At 31.2% G+C, this 22,954-nt stretch carries 21 protein-coding genes and 1 pseudogene; 20 read left to right on the top strand and 2 right to left on the bottom strand.

Going from position 1 to position 22,954, the window contains the following annotated elements; genetic code table 11:
• The first annotated feature begins 64 nt into the window (after positions 1 to 64).
• The 18 genes and pseudogenes from CEF18_RS18090 (at position 65) to CEF18_RS18005 (ending at position 19,972) form a co-directional block, all read left to right on the top strand.
• Entirely contained in the window at positions 65 to 1,147 is a 1,083-nt protein-coding gene (locus CEF18_RS18090) for a DNA/RNA non-specific endonuclease (RefSeq protein ID WP_110937945.1), read from the top strand.
• A 401-nt stretch (positions 1,148 to 1,548) separates the two neighbouring features.
• Positions 1,549 to 2,001, top strand: a complete 453-nt coding sequence (locus tag CEF18_RS18085) for a GNAT family N-acetyltransferase (RefSeq protein ID WP_110937944.1) — start codon at positions 1,549 to 1,551, stop codon at positions 1,999 to 2,001.
• Between the two features lie 136 nt (positions 2,002 to 2,137).
• Positions 2,138 to 3,424, top strand: coding sequence for an IS110 family RNA-guided transposase (locus CEF18_RS18080; protein ID WP_110937943.1), 1,287 nt, complete (start codon positions 2,138 to 2,140; stop codon positions 3,422 to 3,424).
• 495 nt (positions 3,425 to 3,919) lie between these two features.
• Positions 3,920 to 4,153 (top strand): DUF3953 domain-containing protein, encoded by a 234-nt coding sequence (locus CEF18_RS18075; RefSeq protein ID WP_110937942.1) that lies wholly within the window; start codon positions 3,920 to 3,922, stop codon positions 4,151 to 4,153.
• Positions 4,154 to 4,190: 37 nt separating this feature from the next.
• Positions 4,191 to 4,826 (top strand): uridine kinase family protein, encoded by a 636-nt coding sequence (locus CEF18_RS18070; protein ID WP_110937941.1) that lies wholly within the window; start codon positions 4,191 to 4,193, stop codon positions 4,824 to 4,826.
• A 178-nt stretch (positions 4,827 to 5,004) separates the two neighbouring features.
• Positions 5,005 to 6,117, top strand: a complete 1,113-nt coding sequence (locus CEF18_RS18065) for a DNA polymerase III subunit gamma/tau (RefSeq protein ID WP_110937940.1) — start codon at positions 5,005 to 5,007, stop codon at positions 6,115 to 6,117.
• A 327-nt stretch (positions 6,118 to 6,444) separates the two neighbouring features.
• Complete coding sequence (locus tag CEF18_RS18060; protein WP_110937939.1) at positions 6,445 to 7,266, top strand: replication-relaxation family protein; 822 nt, start codon at positions 6,445 to 6,447, stop codon at positions 7,264 to 7,266.
• 491 nt (positions 7,267 to 7,757) lie between these two features.
• A complete protein-coding gene (locus CEF18_RS18055; protein ID WP_110937938.1) occupies positions 7,758 to 8,135 on the top strand; it encodes a helix-turn-helix domain-containing protein in 378 nt (125 codons plus the stop codon).
• A gap of 78 nt (positions 8,136 to 8,213) precedes the next feature.
• A complete protein-coding gene (locus tag CEF18_RS18050; protein ID WP_110937937.1) occupies positions 8,214 to 8,594 on the top strand; it encodes a hypothetical protein in 381 nt (126 codons plus the stop codon).
• A gap of 582 nt (positions 8,595 to 9,176) precedes the next feature.
• A pseudogene (locus CEF18_RS18045) lies at positions 9,177 to 9,701 on the top strand (type I restriction-modification system subunit M N-terminal domain-containing protein); the annotation flags it as partial.
• A gap of 943 nt (positions 9,702 to 10,644) precedes the next feature.
• On the top strand, positions 10,645 to 11,397 hold the full coding sequence (locus tag CEF18_RS18040; RefSeq protein ID WP_110937936.1) for a hypothetical protein: 753 nt from the start codon (positions 10,645 to 10,647) through the stop codon (positions 11,395 to 11,397).
• Between the two features lie 180 nt (positions 11,398 to 11,577).
• On the top strand, positions 11,578 to 12,273 hold the full coding sequence (locus CEF18_RS18035; RefSeq protein WP_110937935.1) for a hypothetical protein: 696 nt from the start codon (positions 11,578 to 11,580) through the stop codon (positions 12,271 to 12,273).
• A gap of 407 nt (positions 12,274 to 12,680) precedes the next feature.
• On the top strand, positions 12,681 to 13,490 hold the full coding sequence (locus tag CEF18_RS18030) for a hypothetical protein (RefSeq protein WP_110937934.1): 810 nt from the start codon (positions 12,681 to 12,683) through the stop codon (positions 13,488 to 13,490).
• Positions 13,444 to 14,490, top strand: a complete 1,047-nt coding sequence (locus tag CEF18_RS18025; protein WP_183041166.1) for a toll/interleukin-1 receptor domain-containing protein — start codon at positions 13,444 to 13,446, stop codon at positions 14,488 to 14,490. Before CEF18_RS18030 ends, CEF18_RS18025 begins: the two co-directional genes overlap by 47 nt.
• Before the next feature lie 473 nt (positions 14,491 to 14,963).
• Positions 14,964 to 16,295 carry an AAA family ATPase gene (locus tag CEF18_RS18020; protein WP_183041167.1) on the top strand — a complete coding sequence of 444 codons (1,332 nt, stop codon included), beginning with the start codon at positions 14,964 to 14,966 and terminating at the stop codon, positions 16,293 to 16,295.
• Positions 16,296 to 17,222 carry a DUF4435 domain-containing protein gene (locus CEF18_RS18015; RefSeq protein ID WP_110937931.1) on the top strand — a complete coding sequence of 309 codons (927 nt, stop codon included), beginning with the start codon at positions 16,296 to 16,298 and terminating at the stop codon, positions 17,220 to 17,222.
• A 172-nt stretch (positions 17,223 to 17,394) separates the two neighbouring features.
• On the top strand, positions 17,395 to 18,756 hold the full coding sequence (locus CEF18_RS18010; RefSeq protein WP_110937930.1) for a hypothetical protein: 1,362 nt from the start codon (positions 17,395 to 17,397) through the stop codon (positions 18,754 to 18,756).
• Positions 18,743 to 19,972: a TOPRIM nucleotidyl transferase/hydrolase domain-containing protein gene (locus CEF18_RS18005; RefSeq protein ID WP_110937929.1), complete on the top strand. Its 1,230-nt coding sequence runs from the start codon at positions 18,743 to 18,745 to the stop codon at positions 19,970 to 19,972. Before CEF18_RS18010 ends, CEF18_RS18005 begins: the two co-directional genes overlap by 14 nt.
• Before the next feature lie 662 nt (positions 19,973 to 20,634).
• On the opposite strand, the gene CEF18_RS18000 is transcribed toward CEF18_RS18005, so the two are convergent.
• Positions 20,635 to 21,183, bottom strand: coding sequence for a chlorite dismutase family protein (locus CEF18_RS18000; protein WP_110937928.1), 549 nt, complete (start codon positions 21,181 to 21,183; stop codon positions 20,635 to 20,637).
• Positions 21,184 to 21,633: 450 nt separating this feature from the next.
• On the opposite strand from CEF18_RS18000, the gene CEF18_RS17995 reads away from it, so the two are divergent.
• Positions 21,634 to 21,999: a Fic family protein gene (locus tag CEF18_RS17995; protein ID WP_110937927.1), complete on the top strand. Its 366-nt coding sequence runs from the start codon at positions 21,634 to 21,636 to the stop codon at positions 21,997 to 21,999.
• Between the two features lie 9 nt (positions 22,000 to 22,008).
• Positions 22,009 to 22,173 (top strand): Fic family protein, encoded by a 165-nt coding sequence (locus CEF18_RS27265; protein WP_110938797.1) that lies wholly within the window; start codon positions 22,009 to 22,011, stop codon positions 22,171 to 22,173.
• Positions 22,174 to 22,628: 455 nt separating this feature from the next.
• On the opposite strand, the gene CEF18_RS26890 is transcribed toward CEF18_RS27265, so the two are convergent.
• Complete coding sequence (locus tag CEF18_RS26890; RefSeq protein WP_259457962.1) at positions 22,629 to 22,754, bottom strand: hypothetical protein; 126 nt, start codon at positions 22,752 to 22,754, stop codon at positions 22,629 to 22,631.
• Between the last annotated feature and the right edge of the window lie 200 nt (positions 22,755 to 22,954).

Here is a 22,954-nt window from a genome sequence, read left to right as displayed (position 1 = left end):
CTTATGTTAACCTTCCGAGATTTTTAGAATGAACAACATGAAACTATTATAGGAGAGTCCTAACATGAAAAAGAAAATGAACTATTTAATCTTACTTTTAACGACCATCTTTATGTTTGGTTGTACCAACGTAGAAGATGCATCCAATACAGATGGAGAAACAGATCTACAAGAAGTAACCACAGTTAATACAAATAACAATAGTCAAACAAATGGAGAACTAGATGGAGAAACAGATCTACAAGAAGATACCACTGCTAATACAAACAAAAATAGTGAAACAGATGGAGAACTAGATGGAGAAACAGATCCACAAGAAGTAACCACAGCTAATACAAATAACAATAGTGAAAAGGAAGAAGCTACCACTAAGGTTGTTGATGAACCAGTAGTAAAGGAAACACCACCTGAAACAAATGAAGATCTGTTCTCAGGATACAAACTTATTGAAGTTGATGGTGGTGATTTGTCTGGATATCGTGAATCTAACGTCGTCGTTGACATTGGTTATGGGGACCGTGAATATTGGGCATTTACTAATGAATACGGGCAACTAGTACGTGTCATTGCTGACGAAATCATTATACAAGATGACAATAACGAACCTGTATTATCGTCTGGTAGATACTACTCTGATGAGGCAAAGGTTCTTGGTGTCGAAAGTGACGTTTTAGATGAAGGACATATTATTGCTGATTCTCTCGGAGGGGTATCGAATGCTTATAATATTACCCCACAAGAAAGTACGCTCAACCGACATGGTGATCAAGCTTATATGGAAAATGCGATCCGTAGCGGAGGTGGAGCCACTAGTTTTGAAGCAATTATTACTTATCCGAATACGGAAACGCAGATTCCTTCAAGTTATCAGTATACCTATACTTTAATGGGTAACGAAATCGTTGATACATTTGACAATGTGAATCCTGATGAAGTAAACGAATCACTCGGTTTAACAGAGAGTGAGCCTTCCGATTCAACTACCTCAAGCACAAACGGTGATGTTTCTAGCGTTGATACTAACGGTAATGGACAGGTGACAATTAAAGAAGCAAAAGCAGGTGGTTTCAGTATGCCAATAACGAGTGATCATTGGTTATACCCCTATATGCGAGATAATGATGGAGATGGGATGGTTGGAGAGTAAGCCTCTAGAACTTTGAGACAAAATAAATGAATGAAAGAACATTTTCCGAATGGGTGTCTCAGGAACAATTGAAGTTAATGGTCATATCATCTAAATTTGTATGGTGAAAATATAATTATTTTGCACTAATGGGCAAGCGTTAGTGCAATAAGCTAGGTTACTTTTACCAAATTGCTAGCGATTCATTCTTCAACAAACAGGCGCAAATCTGTAATAAGATTTGCGTTCTTTCTTTGTGTATAGGGGCAAATGGTTGAAGAGTAGTTCCTAAGAGTTTGAAAAGTAATTAGGGGATTTATGTTAAAATGATACTAGAATATGTGAGAGTTTATAAAACTTTTCACTTAGACAAACTGGGAGAATAGTTCAACAAAAATTACGTAATTCGAAGGGTGGGTAAATTGGGGGAATATGAGGTAAAGCAAATAAATCTGTTGTATTGTGATTTGGATAGTTTGGTAAAGCAAAGCAAAGAAGATGGCTTTCGTTTTGTAGAAAGATTAGTAAATGATTATAAAAGTGGCAGTAATACTTTTAATCATTCTGGAGAAGGTTTATTTGGCGTGTTTAGTAAGGAAGGTGTTCTTGTTGCTATTGGTGGATTAAATAAAGACCCATTCTCAAATGAACAATCTATTGGTAGGTTGAGAAGGTTTTATGTTAGAAGAGAGTATAGGAGAAACGGTATTGGAAGCCTTTTAGTAAAAAAAATAATTGACGATGCAAAAAGACATTATAAAATTTTGGTGCTTCATACAGATACGGAACAGGCTGATAAATTTTATACTTCTTTAGGATTTTCGAAGGGAAATCTCTATCCCAATTCAAGCCACTTTATAGAGTTTAAAAGTTAACTAAACTAACGGGGAGCATTCCTGTAATTAAAGAATTTAGAGTTTGATAGAAAAAGAGTCCTCTTGGTATGATACGAGGTGTCCAAAGCTTTGCGCGCAAAAGGACCCTTAATTGATAACCAAGGAGGACTCACTAATGAATTATAACCAAAATCACAAAATTGCTCAAATCACAGCTGAAACACTAATTATAGGTGTTGATATTGCAAAGTTTAATCACGTCGCAAGAGCACAGGATTTCAGAGGAATGGATCTAGGGAAATCTATTACTTTTGAAAATACTCAATCAGGGTTTGATGGCTTAATAGGTTGGATTAAACAACTTCAAGTTGATAATCAAATGAATAAAGTCTTCGTTGGTATGGAGCCAACAGGACATTACTGGCTTAACCTTGCACATTATTTAAAAGAGTTAAATATCAAGTGTGTTGTGGTCAATCCATTGCACACTAAGAAAAGCAAAGAATTAGACGATAATTCACCAACAAAAAATGACGTGAAAGATGCCAAAGTCATAGCACAGTTGGTCAAAGACGGTCGCTACGCTGAACCAAGTATCCCTGAAGGTGTTTATGCAGAACTTCGAGGAGCAATGAAAGTGCGCGAGCTATTATCTACTGACCTACGTTCTGTACAAGGTAAGATTCACAATCGGCTAGACCGCTATTTCCCTGAGTTTTTTACAGCCTTTAAAGACTGGGAAGGAAAAGCTGCACTTCGTACTTTAAAGCTTAATCTACTACCACATGAGCTACTGAAACTATCTGATGGTGAAATTTTAAAACACCTCAAAAAGGGCGCCCAAAGAGGTGTTGGTTTAAGTAGAGTGAGGAGATTAAAAGAGGCGGCTTGTTGTTCAGTCGGCATTAAACAAGGAAATAACATGGCTAAATTAGAGCTTAAAACCTTATTAGCTCAATATGACTTATTGAAAGAAAAGTTCGAAGAACTAGATGCTCATTTAGATGAATTGCTTAAACAAGTTCCTGGTGTTCATAATATGGTGGCAATCACAGGAATAGGGAAAGATACGGTCGCTGCATTTTTAGCTGAAGTAGGCGATCTAAGAAACTATTCTCATCCAAAACAAATTATTAAACTAGCTGGACTAAACTTACGGGAAAATACATCAGGACTTCATAAAGGACGCACAACCATTACAAAACGAGGGAGAAAGAAGCTCAGAGCTCTCCTCTTTCGAGTTGTAATGCCGTTAGTCGCTAAGAACCAAGCCTTTAAAGATCTGCATGAGTATTATACGACCCGTCCAGACAATCCGTTAAAAAAAATGCCGTCTTTAATTGCCATATGCAATAAACTAATACGAATCTTATTTACAGTAGGCACTAAACAGTGTGAGTTCAGTGAAGAAAAGATGCTTAGTGATATTCCACACTTTAATAACTTACAGGAAGCTGCATAACTCAAATACCATGTTTTATTAAACTCTATTAACCTAAGTGATTTTAAACAACTTACTTATTATCAAAAGACATTTGAAGCACGGAGAAGTCAGAACATAAACTAAAACTACGGGCAGAGACCCTGGCGGGGAGCATATCTGACCTCCACCCTCATGGCAAGGTTGAACGAAGGAATGTAGGAGCATTGACTCTGGGAGACATGGGAGGGTTAACCCCATGAGAAACGTGGAGATCCATCGTTGCGATCATACGTAAAATTCCCCTCTACTTTTAAAAAATTACTTAAGTGGAGCTGGTCAATCAGCCCCCTAACATCCATTTTTTAAAAGATAAGTTAAAACTAACCATGTAAATAATGTCTAGTGGTAAAGAGTAGCTATGAAATCCTTAGATAAACGGAGTTTTCGTAAGAAAACAAAAAGATTATAGAGGGAGGATAGTTTAACAAGCAATTAGGACTTTATGATAACAGGAAAAAGGTGGTGAAAAATCAATTGTTAAAGATTTTGCACATTATTTTAACAATAACAGTTATTTTACTTGCAGGGTACAGTTTGATTACTGGGAATTTTAAACTCCTACCATATAACATGTTTTTTTTGAGTTTGACGATGTTAGTAATGGGATTAAGGGAGTTTCAAAAGGGGAATAAAGGTTACGGCTGGTTAGGAACAGTTACATTTTTATTTCTCTTTTTTGTATCCATCCGGGGTTTCTTATTGATGTAAAGGGTGCGATAGTTGAAGTAAAATAAGGGAGGCAATAATGGAAAAACTTTTATATAAGCTAGCCAATTTGATAAATAAGAAAGGTGAAAGAATTATCATTGGTATATCAGGACATGGTGCTTCTGGTAAGACAACATTTGCAAATAACCTTATAAAGCTCTTGGGGAATAATGTGAATTATATAAATACTGACCCATATATAATTACTGATGTCAGGAAGTACACGAGTATAGATTATGAATATAATAAAGAAAATCACTCTTATAAAATGACAGCTTGTCACCCAACGGCTCATAATTTGTTGGCTTTGAAAAGAGATATAATGATGATAAGAGATCCTTTAGATTTTTATACAATAGGTACGCATTACTTGAAGAGGACTTTAATTTCTACACAAAATAATATTAACATTGTTGAGGGCATGAGTGTTGCGTTTTTAAATCCAAGTTTGTTTGATTTAACAGTTTATTTATATACTGATGGAGAAACTGAGTTAATACGAAGACGAGTTCGTGATGTTTCTGAAAGAGGGACAGATCTTAATTATTTAAAACAATCTCACGTACAACGTAGAATTCAATATGATTTATTTATGCATCCTTATCATGAGAATTTTGATATTGTTATAAAAAACTCTAATGAAGAGTTCTACATAGAAAAATGCAAAATTTGAATTCATTACAAAATCAATCTTAATCTTCCATCCAACAACTGGAAGTCTAATTACGAATTAACGAAAGTATGTGAATAATTGTACTTAAAGTAACGGAGAGCGATAGTTTAAGAATGTTAAGTGTAAAATCGGTAGAAGGAAATCATTGAATATTACATAGTTTTGGGGTAGGTAAATCATGGGGAATTCTGCAATAGAAACAGCTTATTATGATCTTTGTGGCATAGCTTATTTAATTAGGTTAAAAGACAACAAAAAGTTTTCCAAAGTACCTGTGTATTCTCTTGCAAGGGATGCGTGCCTAATTATTTACCAAATTAATAAAGAAATTTTTAATAATGAATTCACCTTGCATCAGAATATTAAAAATATAAGACATAAGGTTAAACTTTATAACAAGGGTAATAATCGTCAAATATATGAGAATATTCTCCAAAACTCTATTAAACAATTTGGAGATGATGTTGACAATATTGGACTGTTTATAGAAAATGATATGCTTGTAGGTAGTACAATTTTTCAACAATACCTATTTATAGATACGAATATCTTAGAATCAAATCCAAGAATTAATCAAAGAAATGCATTAGAGTTTTTTAAATATGTAGGAGCAACTGCTTATGAGTTTTCAGTAAGTTTAGAAGGTATAACAAAATCAAATGTCATATCTTTTGAATTATTACCAACTTTTAACTATAGCGATGATTCTGATTATTCATCCAAAGATATTCATCATTCTCAGCTGTATAAAGAAGAAGAGTCTCTAAATATAATAATTACTCGTCTTTTGTTAATATTGCAAGAAACTACTTTTTGCTTATGGTTAAGTCATGGTGTTAGATTTGATAATGATGATTTAACTATAGATATATATATAACCTTACGCTTAATTTCAATAAAGTCAGATGAGGTTATGGATAACCTCTTAAATATGAAGAAATTTTTAAAAGAAGATTTTGATAAAATAGATCAATCATGTAATCAAGAACTCTCCAATATTATTGAGCATTATAATATAGAGTTAAAAGATGAGTGTAAAATACTTAGAAACTTTCTCCACTATAATTTTAAAGGTGAAAATTTTCTCGATTATGTTATAAAAAAAACAAAAGAAAATCCTGATTATAGTGAAGAGATAGTAGAAAAAATAAATCACGGTGTAATGAAGCCATTATCCAAAGTTTTATCACATTACTTTGAAATTGATCGCATGAAAAGTATGAGTGAGTGGGAAAAAATCCGGAATAGGATAATTACTTTATCTAAAAAAGCTTATAAGAGAAAAATATAGGTAGGTTAACATGGTCACTGACCTAAATGAGGTAAATATCATCTTAGATATAAAATAATTAATAAGTGGTTCATCTATCAGTGAATTTTAAGGCTAGTTCTAACGGGTAGCGGAAAATACCTGTCATTAAGAAGAGCTGAATTAAGAGAAGAACGATAGAAAGAGACTCAAGAGAAATGATGATTAATAATGGAGTCTGTGTAATATGAGTATTTAAGAGAAAAATCGAAGAAAAAATATAATTCATTAGCAATTTTCTATAATAAATGAATGCAATTAAGGCGTTATTATCTCCCGACTCAGCACTAATTGAAAGGGGGATTTTTTATGCTAATGGAACTCATTACTAGAGAAGATTTATCAGTTCAAGAAAAAATGATTTTTATTATGTTTGATTGTGGATTCGTTACGAGAAACCAATTGCAAGTTCTTCTGCAAGCAAATCAGGGTGAGGTTAACAATCAATTGTTTCGTTTAATGAAAACTCGTGGGGAATGGTTTAGAGTTATCGATCTCCAGACGAAAACTCGTGGGAGACCTACTAGAGCTTATGGACTTAGTAACATAGGAATAAATGAAGTTAAGATAGTGAGAGGGATCGATCAAAGAATTAGACCAGCCAAGGATTACCAAGTTGCGCATTATCTCGGGATTGTAGATATACTAGTGCGTATTCTTGAGAGCCTGTCCACGAATAACAGAAATAAAATAACATGGGTAAATGAATATCAAGCACAATCATTTATTTTTCGAAATTGGTCTAGAAAATTTCCAGACTATAAAGTAATAAAGAATCAAAAAAAACTTATGGTTTCGCCAGATGCTCTATTAAAATTAGGGTCTCAATCTTATTGGATAGAGTTCGATCGAGGGACTGAGCGAATAGATAAATTAAGAGAACGGTTTAAACGTTACATTAAAACAATCCGTCCGCACTATAATGGGGACTCATACCATGTGAAAGAGATTGATATTCCAATAGTTTGGATAACTATCTCAAAGACTCGTGCAAAACAAATGTTTACGATATACGAAGAATTGAAAAAGGAAATCAGTCGTGATCGAAGACAGTCTAGAACTATTTTTCCAGAAATGGAGTTTTGTGAAGTGGGCATGGAGATAGAGAAATATAAAAAAATAATGGATTAATCATAGTGGAGAGATAAGAAAAAGGATAAAATTAATAAAAAAACAATTGTAAGTCTAACGAATGTATAGAGTGTTAAAAAAAGCCCGTGATATAAGGTATAATTACGATATGTTCGTGTTGTACTCTTTACCATAGTAAATAGATATTATTCGCATTGTTAATCGTAGAGTCTTGCTTACTCAATTTAGCGTATATAAGTAGTGTATGGTTAAATAATTTTTGCGGATGATTATAAGTGAGTTAAAACAAACTAGTTATTATTTATTAATAGCTGGTTTGTTTAGCGTGAGGGTGAAACTCCAAAACTAAAACGCATTACGCACATAATGAAAAAACATATAAGCAGAGTTATATGTTTAATGTACTGGAGAATTGACAGTTGAAGATATACAATAAATATAATATTAACATTGAGGAAGTTAATGATATGAGTTTGGATGTATATAAATGGAAGGTGTCTCATGAAACATCTGGTAATAGGAGGTAAAGAATGAAATCTAGTGATGATACATTTGTTTATGTGAAAGAACGTATAAAAGATAATCTGATTAACCTGAGAAAAGAGAGAGGAATGAGTCAGCGTGATCTTGCAGGTGATATTGGTCTTTCACAATCTTTTATAAACATGATTGAACAAGGAAAAAGAGACTTACATATCAAAACTTTACACAAAATTGCTACTTATTATGACGTTCAAATTCATGATCTTGTTTGCATAGACAAGAATTATGAAAATCTGAATAATATAGATAATGATTTTAAAAATAAACAGTATTCAAATACTGTAGTAGACTTTTTGAACCAAGTTCCTGAGTCCACGCTTGAAGCTATTGCAAGAGCATACATATCGGGAAAGAAAGAACGTTAGGGATATTATTGACTATTAATTAATTTTAACTATCGTCTGCCTTTTGTTTTATGGTGATAGAACTAAAGGAGAGAGTTTATGAAAAAAATTGAATATGAAGATGATAAGTTGAAGCATCCATTTAAAATAAAAGGTATGTCCGCAGATTTCTATGGTTTAAACGTAGACCACATTCAGCTAATTTTAGAGAAACATATTTTACAAGTAGTAGTTAAAAAAGATAACGATAACATGTTCTATGGAAGCATTAAAGAACTTATGATAACAACACAAGGGAGTACTATTACTGATCTTGTTACTGACGTTGCTATTCAACTTAAAGAATATGCTGATGACTACTTTAATAACTTTGATAGGTATTATCATTCTCGAAATCGTAGATCTCACTTTCCTTTTTTATTAAAAGTAGTTGTGCAGAAGGATGTTAAGGCAATAGAGCAACTAATTATAATAGCATAGAGAAAGAGAGAAAGATAAAAGTAGAAGTTTTTAAATAACCAATCATAGGATTTATCCTATGATTGGTTATTTGTATTAAGTGCTTATTTATAAGGTTATTTTTGATTATTTTTCTATAATCCTATGATTAATCATAGGATTATATCTGATCCAAAAACCTTTAAATATGACAAAGTGGCGCATTAAAATATCGTAAAATAAGTTACTTAAAAAGTTGTTAAAAAATTAGATGTTTCTTCTTATCCAAAATTATTATATACAACAAAATGAAATGAAGTTACTCTAGTAAATCACTTTAATAATAAAGAATGAATTGTATGACCTTGAGAAAACATTTCATAATTATAGGTTATTTGGGAAAAAATAATAATATATGTTCCATTTATTGTAACGAAACAATTGGCTGAATTTATTTATCTATTAGAAGGAGTTTATCAGTTCATTATTCATAGAATCACATGGATCATTTACTAGTATTAAAAATGAACGTATAATAATAGTAAATATGTACTAAGAGAAAGTTGCATTAATTATGTTTTATTCATGATTGCGACAGATAGAGAAAATAGTGGAGGAATTAAAATGGCTAAAGTAACAGGAAATATAGGGTTTGAAGAAAAGTTATGGGGGATGGCAGATAAACTTCGGGGAAGCATGGATGCTTCGGAGTACAAGCACGTGGTACTTGGCTTGCTTTTTCTAAAATACGTATCGGATTCTTTTGAAGAAAAGCACAAAGAGTTAGAGGGAGATGAATATGCAGATCCTGAAGATAAAGATGAATACTTAGCAGAGAACATCTTCTGGGTTCCAAAAGAAGCACGTTGGACTTATATTAATGAGAGCTCAAAGAAGCCAGAAATCGGACAAGTTATTGACGAAGCAATGATTGCAATTGAGAAGGAGAATGACTCCTTAAAGGGGGTTCTTCCTAAAAACTATGCGCGTCCAGACCTTGATAAGACACGTCTTGGTGAAACGATTGATATGTTCTCATTCCAAGTAGGTGACAAGGAAAGTCGGTCAAAAGACGTTCTTGGTCGTGTATATGAATATTTCCTTTCGAAGTTTGCTAGTGCAGAAGGAAAGAACGGTGGAGAGTTTTACATATGGTAAAAGTATAGTTTGTACAATTAATTAGGTGGCAATACGTTAAATAAAAGCGGATAAGTTGAACAGTTAGAGTAGCAAGATGAGATATCTTAATTTGTTTTTTGTTTCAATGCTCTTTAGTTATTGAAATAAACAAGAGGTTGAGAATTTGATATAGTATCAGATTTAGATTGTGAATATTGTAGTACAGTTGTATCCAATGAAGAGGAGTACCTTTTTAAGGGATCGTGGTTGTGTCAAATGTTTATCACTCCTTACTTTGGATTATGAGTAAGACCCTTATGATATTTCCAACGTAAGCGTCAAATGATCACCACTTTCAATAGAAGATGATTTGACGCTTACTTAATTATAAATTTCATTAAAGATACTTTGCTAGATATTTGGTCACATAGATAGATGACATTTATTGAAAAAAGTAACCCCTCATGATAACACTAACGGTTTTACTTCAGAGGTACAAACAAGCCATTCACACTTCAAAACGCATGGGATTTCATATTGAAAACCTCACGCGTTTTTTCTTGTTATATCAAGTGATTTGAGCTTTTTCAAGAGAAATTACTTAGAAATTCACACCTATTTTCACTAGGCATGCAACAATTATTAGAAGCCATGTGAATTCACTGCGATATAGTATGTGAAGTGTCAACTTAATTTAAAGCAGTTTGGATATATATGTTAAAATAAAAGTAGAAATATAGTGACATTGTGAAGTCGTTCACTTAAACAAACGGGGAGAACCCTTGAATAAGGTATACCATTTTTTATTGAACTAATGAATCCTTATATGTTTAATGAGACTTTTTTGAAGGAGCCCATCAAATGGACAAGGAAACCGTATGTTCTTAGAAGATTTAATTGTATAGATAATAAAATTACTGTCTACAAAATAACAAATTAGTAATCCATGACAAAAATAGAAAGGATGTGCAGAATGAGTAAGAATCAAAAATACCAAGATAACATAGAGCAAACATGCTTGGATTTAGTAAAAAACAAAATAAATATGAAAGATTGTTTTGGTATGTCAAGTCAACAATATATTGAATTACAAAAATGGTTAAAGGATGCTAAGCCTAATCACAATAGTAATGAATTTCCAGATTTTATATTTGAAGATGGCTTTATTGAACAATTTGCAGTTACTTCATCATCAGAGAGGAGAAAAGGGGCAAAACAGAAGCAAGAATCCTTGATTTTTAAAAGGGAAAGTGAAACTACTTTTTTAAGTAATCTTGATAAGAGTGAAGAAGATACGCTAGTAAGCAAATCAATTTCTCGCCCATTTGAACAACACACACATCTTAATATTGTAAATTCAATAAAGAAAAATTGGCTAAAACATATAAAAAGTTATGAGAAAAAAATCTCTCCATCTAAACATGGTATTTTTCTACTTGATTATATAGATGTTAATATTCAAACTGCAATTAGCAGAGAAAATGAGCCAGCAGAAATTTTTGATTCATATAGAATAAGTGCAGACAAGAATTTATTAGAGTGGATACTTACATTTAAAGAAAAAATTGAATATGTAATCTTGAGTAATCCTTACTCTATTGAAGTAATAAGAATAGACCAAATACACAACATTATAGAGAGCATTCCCAGAGTTACATATGCACCTATTATAGGCATGGAATCTCATAAATATATAGGTTATAAAATTAAGAAAAGAGATATTTAGCAACATAAGGCAGACTTGTTTCATAAGATATGAAAAAAAGAAAAACATTTAATTACCTATTCCTAAAACTCTTTATTAATGAACAGAAAGTTAACAAAGACATTGTACTTTCGGTTGCGTTAGTTTAACAGGATAGAACTCTTATTGTTCTAAAGGGCAGGTATGGAGGGTCTAAAAACAATGGAAAGTGTTGAGACGTTAAAACCTATTGAGAAAAAAATTCAGCAGTGGATGTATTACGAAAATAACAAACCTAAAGTGCCATATAAAGGAAATGAAAAACTGCATGATAATTTTAGAAAAGAAAATGATTTGGATTGTCAATTAACAGATGGAAATTTAGAAGCAGACACAATTATTTCTTTGTGGTTACCACTAAGATTTTCATTAGTAAGACTCAATCAATATCCATTTTTAAAGAAAATAGGAAATATAAATAATAAAATGGCTTTTTTAAACGAATTTATTAAACATGATTTAGAAGAATTTCTCCCAGTTAATGAACCAATAGTTGTAAAACTCTCAGAATTATTTAGGCGAGGAATGAAAAGAGAAAATGTTATGATTTTACCTAATAGAAGAATAAATTGTGAACGTAGTGCAAAACCGTATTTTGATTATGTTCCCCATTTTCTTCATGATTGTTTTCAAGGTGGATATTTTGGTAAGTATTTTAGTAATGATAATGAATTGGATAAATGGATAGAAGAGGAAAACTTGAAAATGTTTTTTGAGAATGAAGAAAAAAGTAAATTCATGCTTAAGGATTTATCTGGAAGTGGAAGTGTGAAAAACAATAGACATGAGAAAGTAGAGACAATGTTGGATAATTATATTTGTGTACTTAAGGCAAGAGGTAGAGCTGAATCAGTATAATTTTAGCTTCAGTTATGTCGTGCTTTTCTTATATTATGATATAGTATCTCATTTAACTTCAAAAACGAGTTTGTGAAACAATGTACGTTAACTATAGGAGGAGCTTTAGTTGAATAAGGAGTATAAATGAAAACAATGAAAAACGCTTGGATACATAACTTATCCAAGCGTTTTTGCGTGTTAAATCAATTGTTAAAATGGTTGTTAAAAGGACTTCGAAACCATATGCTATTTGTTATGTGCTTTGATGTTTTCTCCACGGTAAATGAACTACTTAAAATATGCATCCTTTTTAATATTGTACTCTAACGAAGATAAGGTTTGTATGAATTTCAGTTCCAGATTATTTTCCCAAGTGGTACAATTATTAAAGAAACTAATAATAACACTTTCAGGGGGCATTTACGATGGACAATCTTCTAAACCGAGTAAAATCTCTAGATAGAAAGTTAACAGTTATGTTGGAGCTTGGCGAAGCACAGACTTCTTTACATACTACAAAAGAAATATCGGAATTATTATATGACACTTTAAGTTGTCTACATAAAGAAAGGCAGAAGAAAGTTGAAAGCAATATTCAATCGTTTATTACATCTAGGATAGATACTATTAAGAACAATGAACTTCCAATAGAATTTGAATCAGATACAAAAGCGATTTTTCATCTAATTCCTCTAAATGTGTTTGAACAAGAGGAACAGCAATTAGATATTTCAGTTCTGCAACATAAAGCACCACAACTCCCTCCATTCGGATATGGAGCATACGATTATCGGTATAATTACGATGGATATCTAACTCATAATAAAAATGTCTATACACAGGTGTTTAGAAATGGTTGTATCGAAGCTGTTAGTGACCGATTTTTTAATGTAAGTGAGAAAAAATTATTTGCATCAAGATTTGAATCATCGGTTATTGATATTACAAGTAAATATATTAAGGTTTTAAATGAATTAGGTATAAAGGGTCCATTCCGTATCCACATTACATTAGTTGGAACTCTAAACTATAACCTAGAACTTCCATTCGAATATTTTGTTGACCATTATAGGATTGATAAAAACGAAATTACTCTTCCAAGGGTAGCAATTGAAGAAGAACAACAAGAACAAGTGACTATCCCCCTAAAAAAAGCCTTTGATGTTTTATGGAATGCAGGAGGGGTGTTTGGGTCAATTAATTATAAGAATGGTGAGTGGAAACCAAGTTATTAAAAATATCATAGAAATAAGGGGAGTTTTGATGGAACAAAGTACAAGAACAGCATTTGTTAGTTATAGTTGGGATAGTGAACAACATAAACAGTGGGTAATGGATTTTGTTAATAAGTTAAGGGGAAACGGGGTGGATGCTACAATTGATAGGCATCTTACACAATCAAGTACGATAAATCTGAATCAAATGATGATAACCAATTTACAAAAGAATGACTTCATAATTATTGTTTTGACTGAAAAATACGCTGAAAAGGCAGATAGCTTTCAAGGGGGAGTTGGGTTCGAGACAATTTTATCCCTTCCACTTTTACAAGAAGACCCAGACAAAATAATCTTTATAACTAAGCATCAAGGGGAATTTCAAAAAGTGATTCCTTTTCATCTAAGAGGCTACTATGCGATTGATTTTTCGGATGAAAGTACATTCAATGAGGCTTTCGATGAACTATTACATCGAATATATGGGGAACTGTTATATGAGATAGAACCATTAGGTAAAGCTCCGATATTAAAACCTAGACAATCCACTCAACAACCAAAAAGCACTTTTTCGGACATGGAAATACCTAACTTAAAACGGTTCACAGATAAAGACATAGAAGAATTTATGAATCAAAGTTATAAGGACATTGTTCAATTGCTATCAGAGTTATTTGTACAAATAAAATCTTCAAACCCTAATTTTGAATTTCAAGAAAATCGAATGGACAATACAAAAACAGTCTTCAATTTATATGTAGATGGGGATTATAAAACGGGAATCAAGCTGTGGTTAGGAGGAATGTTTAGACAAAATACTATACATCTTTCTTATGGAAGGCATATGACTTTCTCTAATAATAACTCGTACAATGAAGCTATATCACACGAATTTGATAAAAAAAATAAAATTACCCTAAAGATGACAATGAATATAATGGGGAACAATGATGCTAATAGCCCTGAACTTATAGTGAAAGAAATATGGAAAAATCAAATTTCACTCCACTTAAAATAAGTGATTCAATATCAGACCAAATAAAAACCCTAGAAGTATTCTACGGTTTATGCCATCAAAAGTACATTTGATGGCATAAAAAAATGTCTCAATTTACGAATGGGTGTCTCAGGAACAACGGAAGTTAATGGTCATATCATCTAAATTTGTATGGTGAAAATATAATTATTTTGCACTAACCGGCAAGCGTTAGTGCCATAAGCTAGATTCCTTTTAGTACCTAATTCCTAGCGATTCAATCTGCAACAATCAGGCGCAATTCATAATAAGAATTGCGCTTTTTCTATGTGAATAGGGCCAGATTATCGAAGAAGTAGGTTATTTAAGTTTGAAATTAAACTGTTAAATATATGTTATATGATAATAGAGATAAGTTAATATAACTGCTAGAAAGAAATTAATTAACTAATTTGAGGTTAACATGTTAAAATTTACTATATAGAGATTATAAACATATGGGATGGGATGATGAGATGAAATTAAAAGAAATATCTGTGGCAAAATTATTTGGAATATTTGATCATGAAATAAAACTTAAAAATGAACGTGGGATAACAATTATAATAGGAGAAAATGGACTAGGTAAAACTATAATATTAGAAATGGTAGAATCATTCTTTAATGGTAATATTTTTCGTTTTAAAAATATTGATTTTAAAGAATTAATGTTTAAATTTGATGATGATACTTCTTGGACTATTTATAAGCAATATGAGAACGAAAAAGAGATTTCATTGGTAGTAAGTCAAAGTAATTTAGACGAACTATTTATAATGCGACTAGATGATTTGACTCCTGAGAGACATAAAAGGGATGCTATGCAAATCGCACGAGCGAAAAATGGATATTTAAGAAGAGCAGGCCCTACTCATTGGGAACATAGACATAGTGGAGAACTATATAATCATAGAGAAGTTATTGAAAAGTATGGTGCAGATTATTCAACATATATTAGTCAGGATCTCATTAAAGAATCACATCCTCCGGAATGGTTTCTGGAGAGGTATGAAAATTTAAATGTCACATTGATCGAGACTCAAAGGGTATTAGACTTTGATTATTCAGATAGAGCTCCTATTGAAACAGTTAAAAAAAATTCTAAAGAATTAACAGATTTGATAAAACAAAAGTTAACAGAATCCACAGAACTATCTTCTAAGTTAGATAGAACATATCCTAACCGGTTATTAGATAAACTTAAAAATGGAAGACATAATATTTCAGAAGATGATTTAAATAATAAACTTAAAGCATTGGAAGATAAGCGCAATTTACTTGATGAAGTGGGATTAGTTGAAACTGAAAAAAATTCAGATCTATTTTCAATTGAAAATACAGAGGAAGTTGTAAAGGATGTCCTTATGCTTTATGTTGAAGATAGTTTTGAAAAACTGAGTATATTCGATGAAGTAGCAGGAAAAATTAGATTACTTTTAAATATTATTAATGAACGATTTAAACATAAAACATTATACGCTAACAAGGATGATGGTTTTTTATTCAAGTCTAGTGTTATTTCGGATGAAAATAATAAATATAAATTAATACCCCTAGAACAACTTTCATCAGGAGAAAAAAATGAATTAATTCTATTTTATAAACTAATTTTTAATTCTTATCCTAACTCCCTAATATTAATTGATGAGCCAGAAATTTCTTTACATATTTCATGGCAAAATAAATTTATTTCAGATTTAAAAGAAATTCATAAATTAAATAAATTAGACATTCTTATAGCTACACATTCGCCTGATATAATTTCCAACAATTGGGACCTGCGAGTTGAGTTAAAAGGGGTGGAATAATTGTTTAAAGATATGACAGCAGATAGAACTGCAAATGCAATTATGCAAGATCCTACATTTGAAGGAACATACTTGGTGGTTGAAGGAATGAAAGATTATAAACTATATACTAAGTTTTTAAACATGGGTAATCAAGTTGAAATTAAACAAGTAGGTGGAAAAGATAAAGTTCAAACAGTTATTAAAATATTAAATAATCGTGGATTTAATAAAAAGGTTGGAATAATTGATTCAGATTTTTCTAAACTTACAAAAAATGAAGCGAATGTAGATAATCTATTTTTAACAGATTATCATGATATTGAAGTAATGATGTTTGAATCTCCAGCTTTAGAGACAGCTATAAATATGTACGTTACAACAGAAAAATTAGAAACCTTTTTAAATGGAATACAATTAAGAGTAATTATTTTGATTATTGCTGAGCAAATAGGTTTACTAAAACTAGCACATCATATTCATAATCTAGGATTAGCATTTAAACCTGAAAAAATAGATGGAAATGCTTTGAAATACAAAGATTTCATTGATGATAGAACATTGAAGTTTAGAGGAAGAGAAAAATTAATAAAGGCCGTTTGTAACTACTCATTTAACAGAGGTAATTCGGTTGCAGAAGCGAATTTCATTGAAGAAAAGATAGATGAACTATTAAAAAACAAATATGACTTATTACAGTTAGTAAATGGTCATGATTTATCGAATATTGTATTTTACTTATTAAAGAAAGTTTTAAGAAGTCAGAATAAATCATTATATGACTACAATTCCATTGAGGATTCATTTATTATGTCTTATGAAGCAAGATATTGGATCAAAACACAGCTGTTTAAAAATATATATGATTGGGCAGAGTTAAACGATTCAAATTTATTGAAAGAAGATATTAAAGACTTGTATATTAAAATGTTCCCTGAAGAAGTTTAATCAAACTTTATTCCAAATCAAGAATCCCTTCATATATAAAGGAAAAATGAGTGCAAAAGATAGCACCAAATGAGAAATGTTCAGGTGGAAGTAAAAAAAATTGAAAAAGGTGTTGTGAGTAAAAACAGCACCTTAGCTGATGGATATTAGATTAAAGGTGAGGTGGGAAAAAATGCAGTATGATTTTCTAAATAAGTTCGAAAACATTTCAAAGTTGGAAGAAGTGTTCGATGTTATTGAAAATATTTTTCGTGAGAATTTTGTTAATGCTTATATTCCTAGTCTTATTAATGAGGGGAAGTTTATCGGAGAAGATGGAAAAGATTTTTATTTAAAATTAGTTTTAATGCATCAAAACAACAAAATTAATAGGACATGGCTATTAAATAATTTAATTTTTAACTTACCTGATCCAGATCATATGGATGAAGAGAGCCCCTTCTTGTATAACTTAATAGTCTATAGAAATTACAAGAATAAAAAAATTTATCAATTGCATCCTCTGTTAACTAATGATGAGAGATATGTTGAATACGGAGTAGCAAACAACAAGTATGTAGAAGCCTATTTTAATAGTGAATATCATGAGAGACAAGGTCAGCCAATATTTTTTGTGAACAATGATGATAATTATTACATTTTAAAAGAATTGCTATCTGATTATGTAAATGAACCCCAAAGTAATGTGTATCCTAAATACGAATTAGTAGCAGAGTTTGAGTATAGAAATACCAATAAACATATAGTGAGTGATATATCAGAAATAAGGAACGAAAAGGGATTTATAGATTTTAATTCGAATGAGAAAAATATATGGGTGCGTGGAAGTATAAGAATTCCGTTAAAAGAAATTAAATCAGAAAATCATCGGAACATTCAAGTAATAGACCTAGGAATAGGTCATATAAGAATTCATAACCCTAGTAACTATACAGGGGACAAGGAAGATGGTTTTGTTGTTTTCAAAAAAGAAGTAATAAAAATATTGACTCAATTTTATTATTTATACGACATTGAGCTAATTGAAAAAGAAAATAATGGTAATCGAATTCTTGTAGATTATTTTGAGGATAAAGTAGTTTTATGGGAAGGTGAATATAATAAATTACCAAATGAAATAAAAGACAAAATAGATGTTTTTAATTATGTTCCTTCAGATGAAGACAAAGAATTAATTAGCCCCGCAATGTATACAATGCAGATAGAAGGTAGTTGGAACTGGGATGAAAAGCTGTTACCAGATAAAAAACTTGCCTATGAAATAAAAAGTATGTTTTTTGAGAGAGCAATAGATATGCAATTATCATTCTTGTATCCAGAACAGTTAATAGATTTACAGAATTTCATAAGAAAAATAGAAAGACTTACAGATATAAAATTGGAGAATTTTAATTTAGTGAAGGATGTACGATCTCTTATTCAGATAAGAGACAGTGAATTAAAAGAAGAGAGGTTGCAACGAGTGGATATTTTAGAATTATATATGAAATATTGTCATGCTGTTGCAAAAAGGTTGGAAAATGTTAGAAAGTAAAGCTTTACCGCTATATTTTTTAGTGGGTAAAAATGGTTGTGGAAAATCATACGTACTTCGAGAGTTTTTACGTAATAATTCCTACACTGTTTTAATTGATGAGGAAGGGTTACCAAATTTTTCGACTTCTAAAAAGAGTGTGAAAATAGATTATGCTGAGTGGGATTACATTTTCCAAAATGAAGAGAATCGAGGATTAAGTGAGGAACTCTTCGAATTAGAAAAGATACAGCCAAATATTATCAATGCAGTTAATTATGCTAACGATGTTAAAAAGAAGCTCAGTATATTCAAGACCAAATCGAGAGGGCAAGAAAAATTATATAATTTGATGTCAATTTTTACAGATTATAGTTTTAATAATGTAGAATATATTTGTTTTGATGAACCTGAAAATTACTTAGATGAAGACTTTATTAAAGTGATAGGTAAATTTGTGAAAATTCTCATTCAAAATAACTTCTGTGTCCGTATAGCAACTCATAGTGTAAGGTTGCTATCGGAATTAAAAGCTGATTTAAAAGAAGTTATACTCTTTAATAATTTTAAAATGAATCAGTTATCGTTAGAAGATATTAAAGGTATGTTCAGAGAAACTAAAAATAAAATTGAAAGTATTCGAAAAAGAGATGGATATAACGAAGATGCTAATATTCGGAGTAAATTAAATATCGATGAAAATGAAATTTTCTTTAGGATATTTTTAGAACAAACATTAAAATCTGAAAATTTTTATAGATGTCTTTTTAATGAAACAATTGTTATTGTCGAAGGAGAATCAGAAGTAATAGCTTTACAAAATATAAAAACAAAATTTGAAACTTCCGTAGAAATATATTCTCCTTATGGAAAAGCTCATATTCCTTTCTTTACAAAGTTATTTTTATCCATAAATAAAAGAGTCGTTGTAGTAATTGATGAGGATACTCATAGTGAAAAACATCCAATAGTTCTTACAAAATATTTAACAGAAATAGAGGCACAATTACAAGGTTTAAAATTAATTATACATGCTCCAGATCTTGAAAATTTCTATGGTATAGACTTGCAGTTAATTGCTAGTGAAATAGGTATGAGTAAAAATGCGAGTAAAATTAATCAAGGATGGCTTAAGACTCTTTCTTCTATGATTTTCTTCGAGCATGAAGAAAACCGAATGAAATTAGAGGAATATATTTGGAGAAAAGAAGAAGATTATTCGTTTGAATTTGAATGAGTCAAATTATTTTTAATCTTAAATATTACCATTGGAATGTAATATTGTATACAGTAACTAAAAAGTAAGTATTTTTTGTCGGTGGTTTTAGACTTTTTTAATATGAAAAGCGAACAAAGATCCCAATAGAGTACACCCTATTGGGGTTATTTTTATGAATTAGTCGTCACTCTTAAGGGAGACAGAGAAAAATAAGATTTTTAGATTTTAAATTTCATGAAGATTTAATTATTTAGTTATGGATAATTTTGTATGGTTCGACAGCGAAAGTATATTATTGAATGTAAAAAATATACAATAAATAAAATTTTAAGACATGAAAATCAAAGATTTCATTAAGGAGTAAAAAACGAACAAGCAAATTCTAGTATTTTTTTTTACTATCACTACTTTCACAAACCAATCTATCGTTTATGCTTGATTACAGCCAAGTAAATTTACCACCTACGCCATGTTTTTTACCACCAAATGACAAGTATTTTACCAAACATCGCCAATACATTTACCAATGAAATAAAAAGCATTCCTGAATAACTAAAAAGCCCAAAATGCATAAAATAATGCATATTTGGGCTTCTTTGAAATTTAAGGTTATATCACTAACGCCTTCTTATTTTTAAATTATACTTTTAAAAACGATTATTGGTTTATCTTATGGAAAATTAGTCTAAAACCAATCTAATATCAACTTCTCGCTCTACATACTTCCACTCAAGTGTAGTACGAAGACTTGATACTAACTCTTCGAACTCCCTAGAATAATCTGGAGAATACTCAAACCAAGTGACAAAATCAAAAGGTTCACCAAGGTCACGCGAGTGGTGTAATCTTCGTGCAATGGCAGGCAAGTATCGTAGTCCTAGTTTAATATGTTGAGACTGTTCCTCCAAAATCTCACGTCTTTCGTCCTGTGCAAGCTCCCACCATTCGACTGATTTCTTTATTGGTATCAATGCAGCACAAGTATCTTCTTTTCTACCAAGTGTCGGTGAATGTTTATTTAAATGTTCTTTCTCTTGACTTGTGGTATAACGCAAGTTGCTTGTTACACCCCGTAGTATCCAATTTGTGTTGAAAGAAGGAATTTCTATAGAACCATCAACTATTTGGATTTTCTCAACTGGTTCCAAGGGTTTTCCAACTACATTTTCAATTCGGACAACTTTCCAAGGTCCTTGAACTCCACCAACAAATGAAACTATTTTTGACATTTTCTACTCCAATCCCTCAATAAATGAGAACCTAATAATATGGGTTCATACTACTATAATCTGGAAAACATATCTATTTTGTTGTAAGTAAATCTACCAATTATTTTAAGTAACCAGTTGTCAGTATCCATACTTATGAATCGCTTTTACAATGTGACCTATCAATGAAGGTATTGTTGCACAGTATTTAGTTTACTTTGTAATACAAGAGTTACTGTTACCCTATAATCAGTAGGAGTGCAGTGGTAAACAACCTGTCATTCTTTGGTACATTTCTTGTCATTTGGTGGTAAATACTTTGTCAGAGGTGGTACATTTCAATGGCTGTAATCAATGCTAACTAAGCATATTATTATCCGATGATAGGGAAAATTGTAAAGTGTATTTGTTAGAAGTGATTAGATTAATCTTAATCGAGCTTTATAACTGTTTAAAAAGGGAGTATATGCGATGTTGAATTTAATTGAAGATTATGTAGACGATATTTTAGTCAGGTCTACCCACCACTCCTTGGCGATTGAGAATAATACTTTAAAATTAGATGAAATAATTTCAATTTTTCTTCATCATACAATCACAGGAAAAACGTCAGTTCGGAAGTTTTATGAAGTCGATAATCACCGCATAGCTTTTCACTCTTTAATCGATATTCTTAACCAAGAATTTAACTTATCTACTATTCTTAATACTAACTCGATTTTGTTAGACCGACTACACCATGAAAGAGGGAAATTTAAGTCACAGGATAATGCCATTGTTGGTTCATACTTCAGAACCTCCTCCCCATCCGAAACTCCTATACTAATGCATAAATAGGTTGACAATATTAATTATCGGATTGAATCTGCAACTTCTGATGAAGAAGTCATTCAAATCGTTTGTGAGAGCCATATTGAGTTTGAGAGGATTCATCCCTTTGCAGATGTGAATGGGCGCACAGGGAGATTGCTGATGGTCTATTTATTGATAAAAACAACATTCCACCATTAATTATTAACAATGAGGACAAATATAAGTACTTCACATTCCTTTCTGATCAAGATGGTGAAAGTTTTAGTGCATATACTAAAAAACTTATTTGCACAGAAAGAGTAAGATACCTGTCTTTTAAAAAAACTGAACCGTTAGAATAACATTGGATCGTTGTTTGTGGGTATAATGAGTTAAAGTATATTTTGATTAGCAGGCAAATCATTAAAAGAAAAGGGGTGCCTATTATAGATAAAAAGGTTAACACCAATGAGAAAAAAGAATATTTCAAGAAAGAAGTCAGGGAGGGGGGAGGACAGAAAAGAAAACAGATCTCTGATTAGTAAGGTACGTCCAAGGGTTGTAGAGGCTAACAACACATTGAAGAAATATGGTACAGTTCTGCGGAAAGAACGCGACAGGTAGGTCATAACTGGTTTAGTTATGATGGACATTCGCAAAAACTAGTACTGTCACTAAATTTTTTCTTCTCCTTGAACGTCTGAAAATATTTCTTCATGTTGGTTGTCTTCCGTGATTCTTTCCATGAGTTCTTTTAATTGTTCATACTTATCGCTTTTATCCTTTTTTTCGTTTTTCAAGTTACTAGCTCCTTATGCAACTGTTTTTGTTTTTACTATTTATAACTATCTTAATTATATATGATATTTCTTTTTTGGTGTTCTTGAGCAACGATTTTTTCCATATCCCTTTAAGGTAAAAGGTTTTATTTTCGGTTGTGACATCGGTAAATAGGTGATCAATGTATTATCTTCAAAGGTAAATTAATCCTTTATACAAA

It is taken from the genome of Salipaludibacillus neizhouensis, assembly GCF_002886185.1.
GTDB lineage: Bacteria > Bacillota > Bacilli > Bacillales > Salisediminibacteriaceae > Salipaludibacillus > Salipaludibacillus neizhouensis.
This window is presented reverse-complemented; position numbering and strand designations above follow the sequence as displayed.

Coding starts and splice junctions, on each gene's coding strand:
- CEF18_RS18090 (WP_110937945.1), top strand. CDS start 65: ATGAAAAAGAAAATGAACTATTTAATCTTACTTTTAACGACCATCTTT.
- CEF18_RS18080 (WP_110937943.1), top strand. CDS start 2,138: ATGAATTATAACCAAAATCACAAAATTGCTCAAATCACAGCTGAAACA.
- CEF18_RS18070 (WP_110937941.1), top strand. CDS start 4,191: ATGGAAAAACTTTTATATAAGCTAGCCAATTTGATAAATAAGAAAGGT.
- CEF18_RS18065 (WP_110937940.1), top strand. CDS start 5,005: ATGGGGAATTCTGCAATAGAAACAGCTTATTATGATCTTTGTGGCATA.
- CEF18_RS18060 (WP_110937939.1), top strand. CDS start 6,445: ATGCTAATGGAACTCATTACTAGAGAAGATTTATCAGTTCAAGAAAAA.
- CEF18_RS18055 (WP_110937938.1), top strand. CDS start 7,758: ATGAAATCTAGTGATGATACATTTGTTTATGTGAAAGAACGTATAAAA.
- CEF18_RS18050 (WP_110937937.1), top strand. CDS start 8,214: ATGAAAAAAATTGAATATGAAGATGATAAGTTGAAGCATCCATTTAAA.
- CEF18_RS18040 (WP_110937936.1), top strand. CDS start 10,645: ATGAGTAAGAATCAAAAATACCAAGATAACATAGAGCAAACATGCTTG.
- CEF18_RS18035 (WP_110937935.1), top strand. CDS start 11,578: ATGGAAAGTGTTGAGACGTTAAAACCTATTGAGAAAAAAATTCAGCAG.
- CEF18_RS18030 (WP_110937934.1), top strand. CDS start 12,681: ATGGACAATCTTCTAAACCGAGTAAAATCTCTAGATAGAAAGTTAACA.
- CEF18_RS18020 (WP_183041167.1), top strand. CDS start 14,964: ATGAAATTAAAAGAAATATCTGTGGCAAAATTATTTGGAATATTTGAT.
- CEF18_RS18010 (WP_110937930.1), top strand. CDS start 17,395: ATGCAGTATGATTTTCTAAATAAGTTCGAAAACATTTCAAAGTTGGAA.
- CEF18_RS18005 (WP_110937929.1), top strand. CDS start 18,743: ATGTTAGAAAGTAAAGCTTTACCGCTATATTTTTTAGTGGGTAAAAAT.
- CEF18_RS18000 (WP_110937928.1), bottom strand. CDS start 21,183: ATGTCAAAAATAGTTTCATTTGTTGGTGGAGTTCAAGGACCTTGGAAA.
- CEF18_RS17995 (WP_110937927.1), top strand. CDS start 21,634: ATGTTGAATTTAATTGAAGATTATGTAGACGATATTTTAGTCAGGTCT.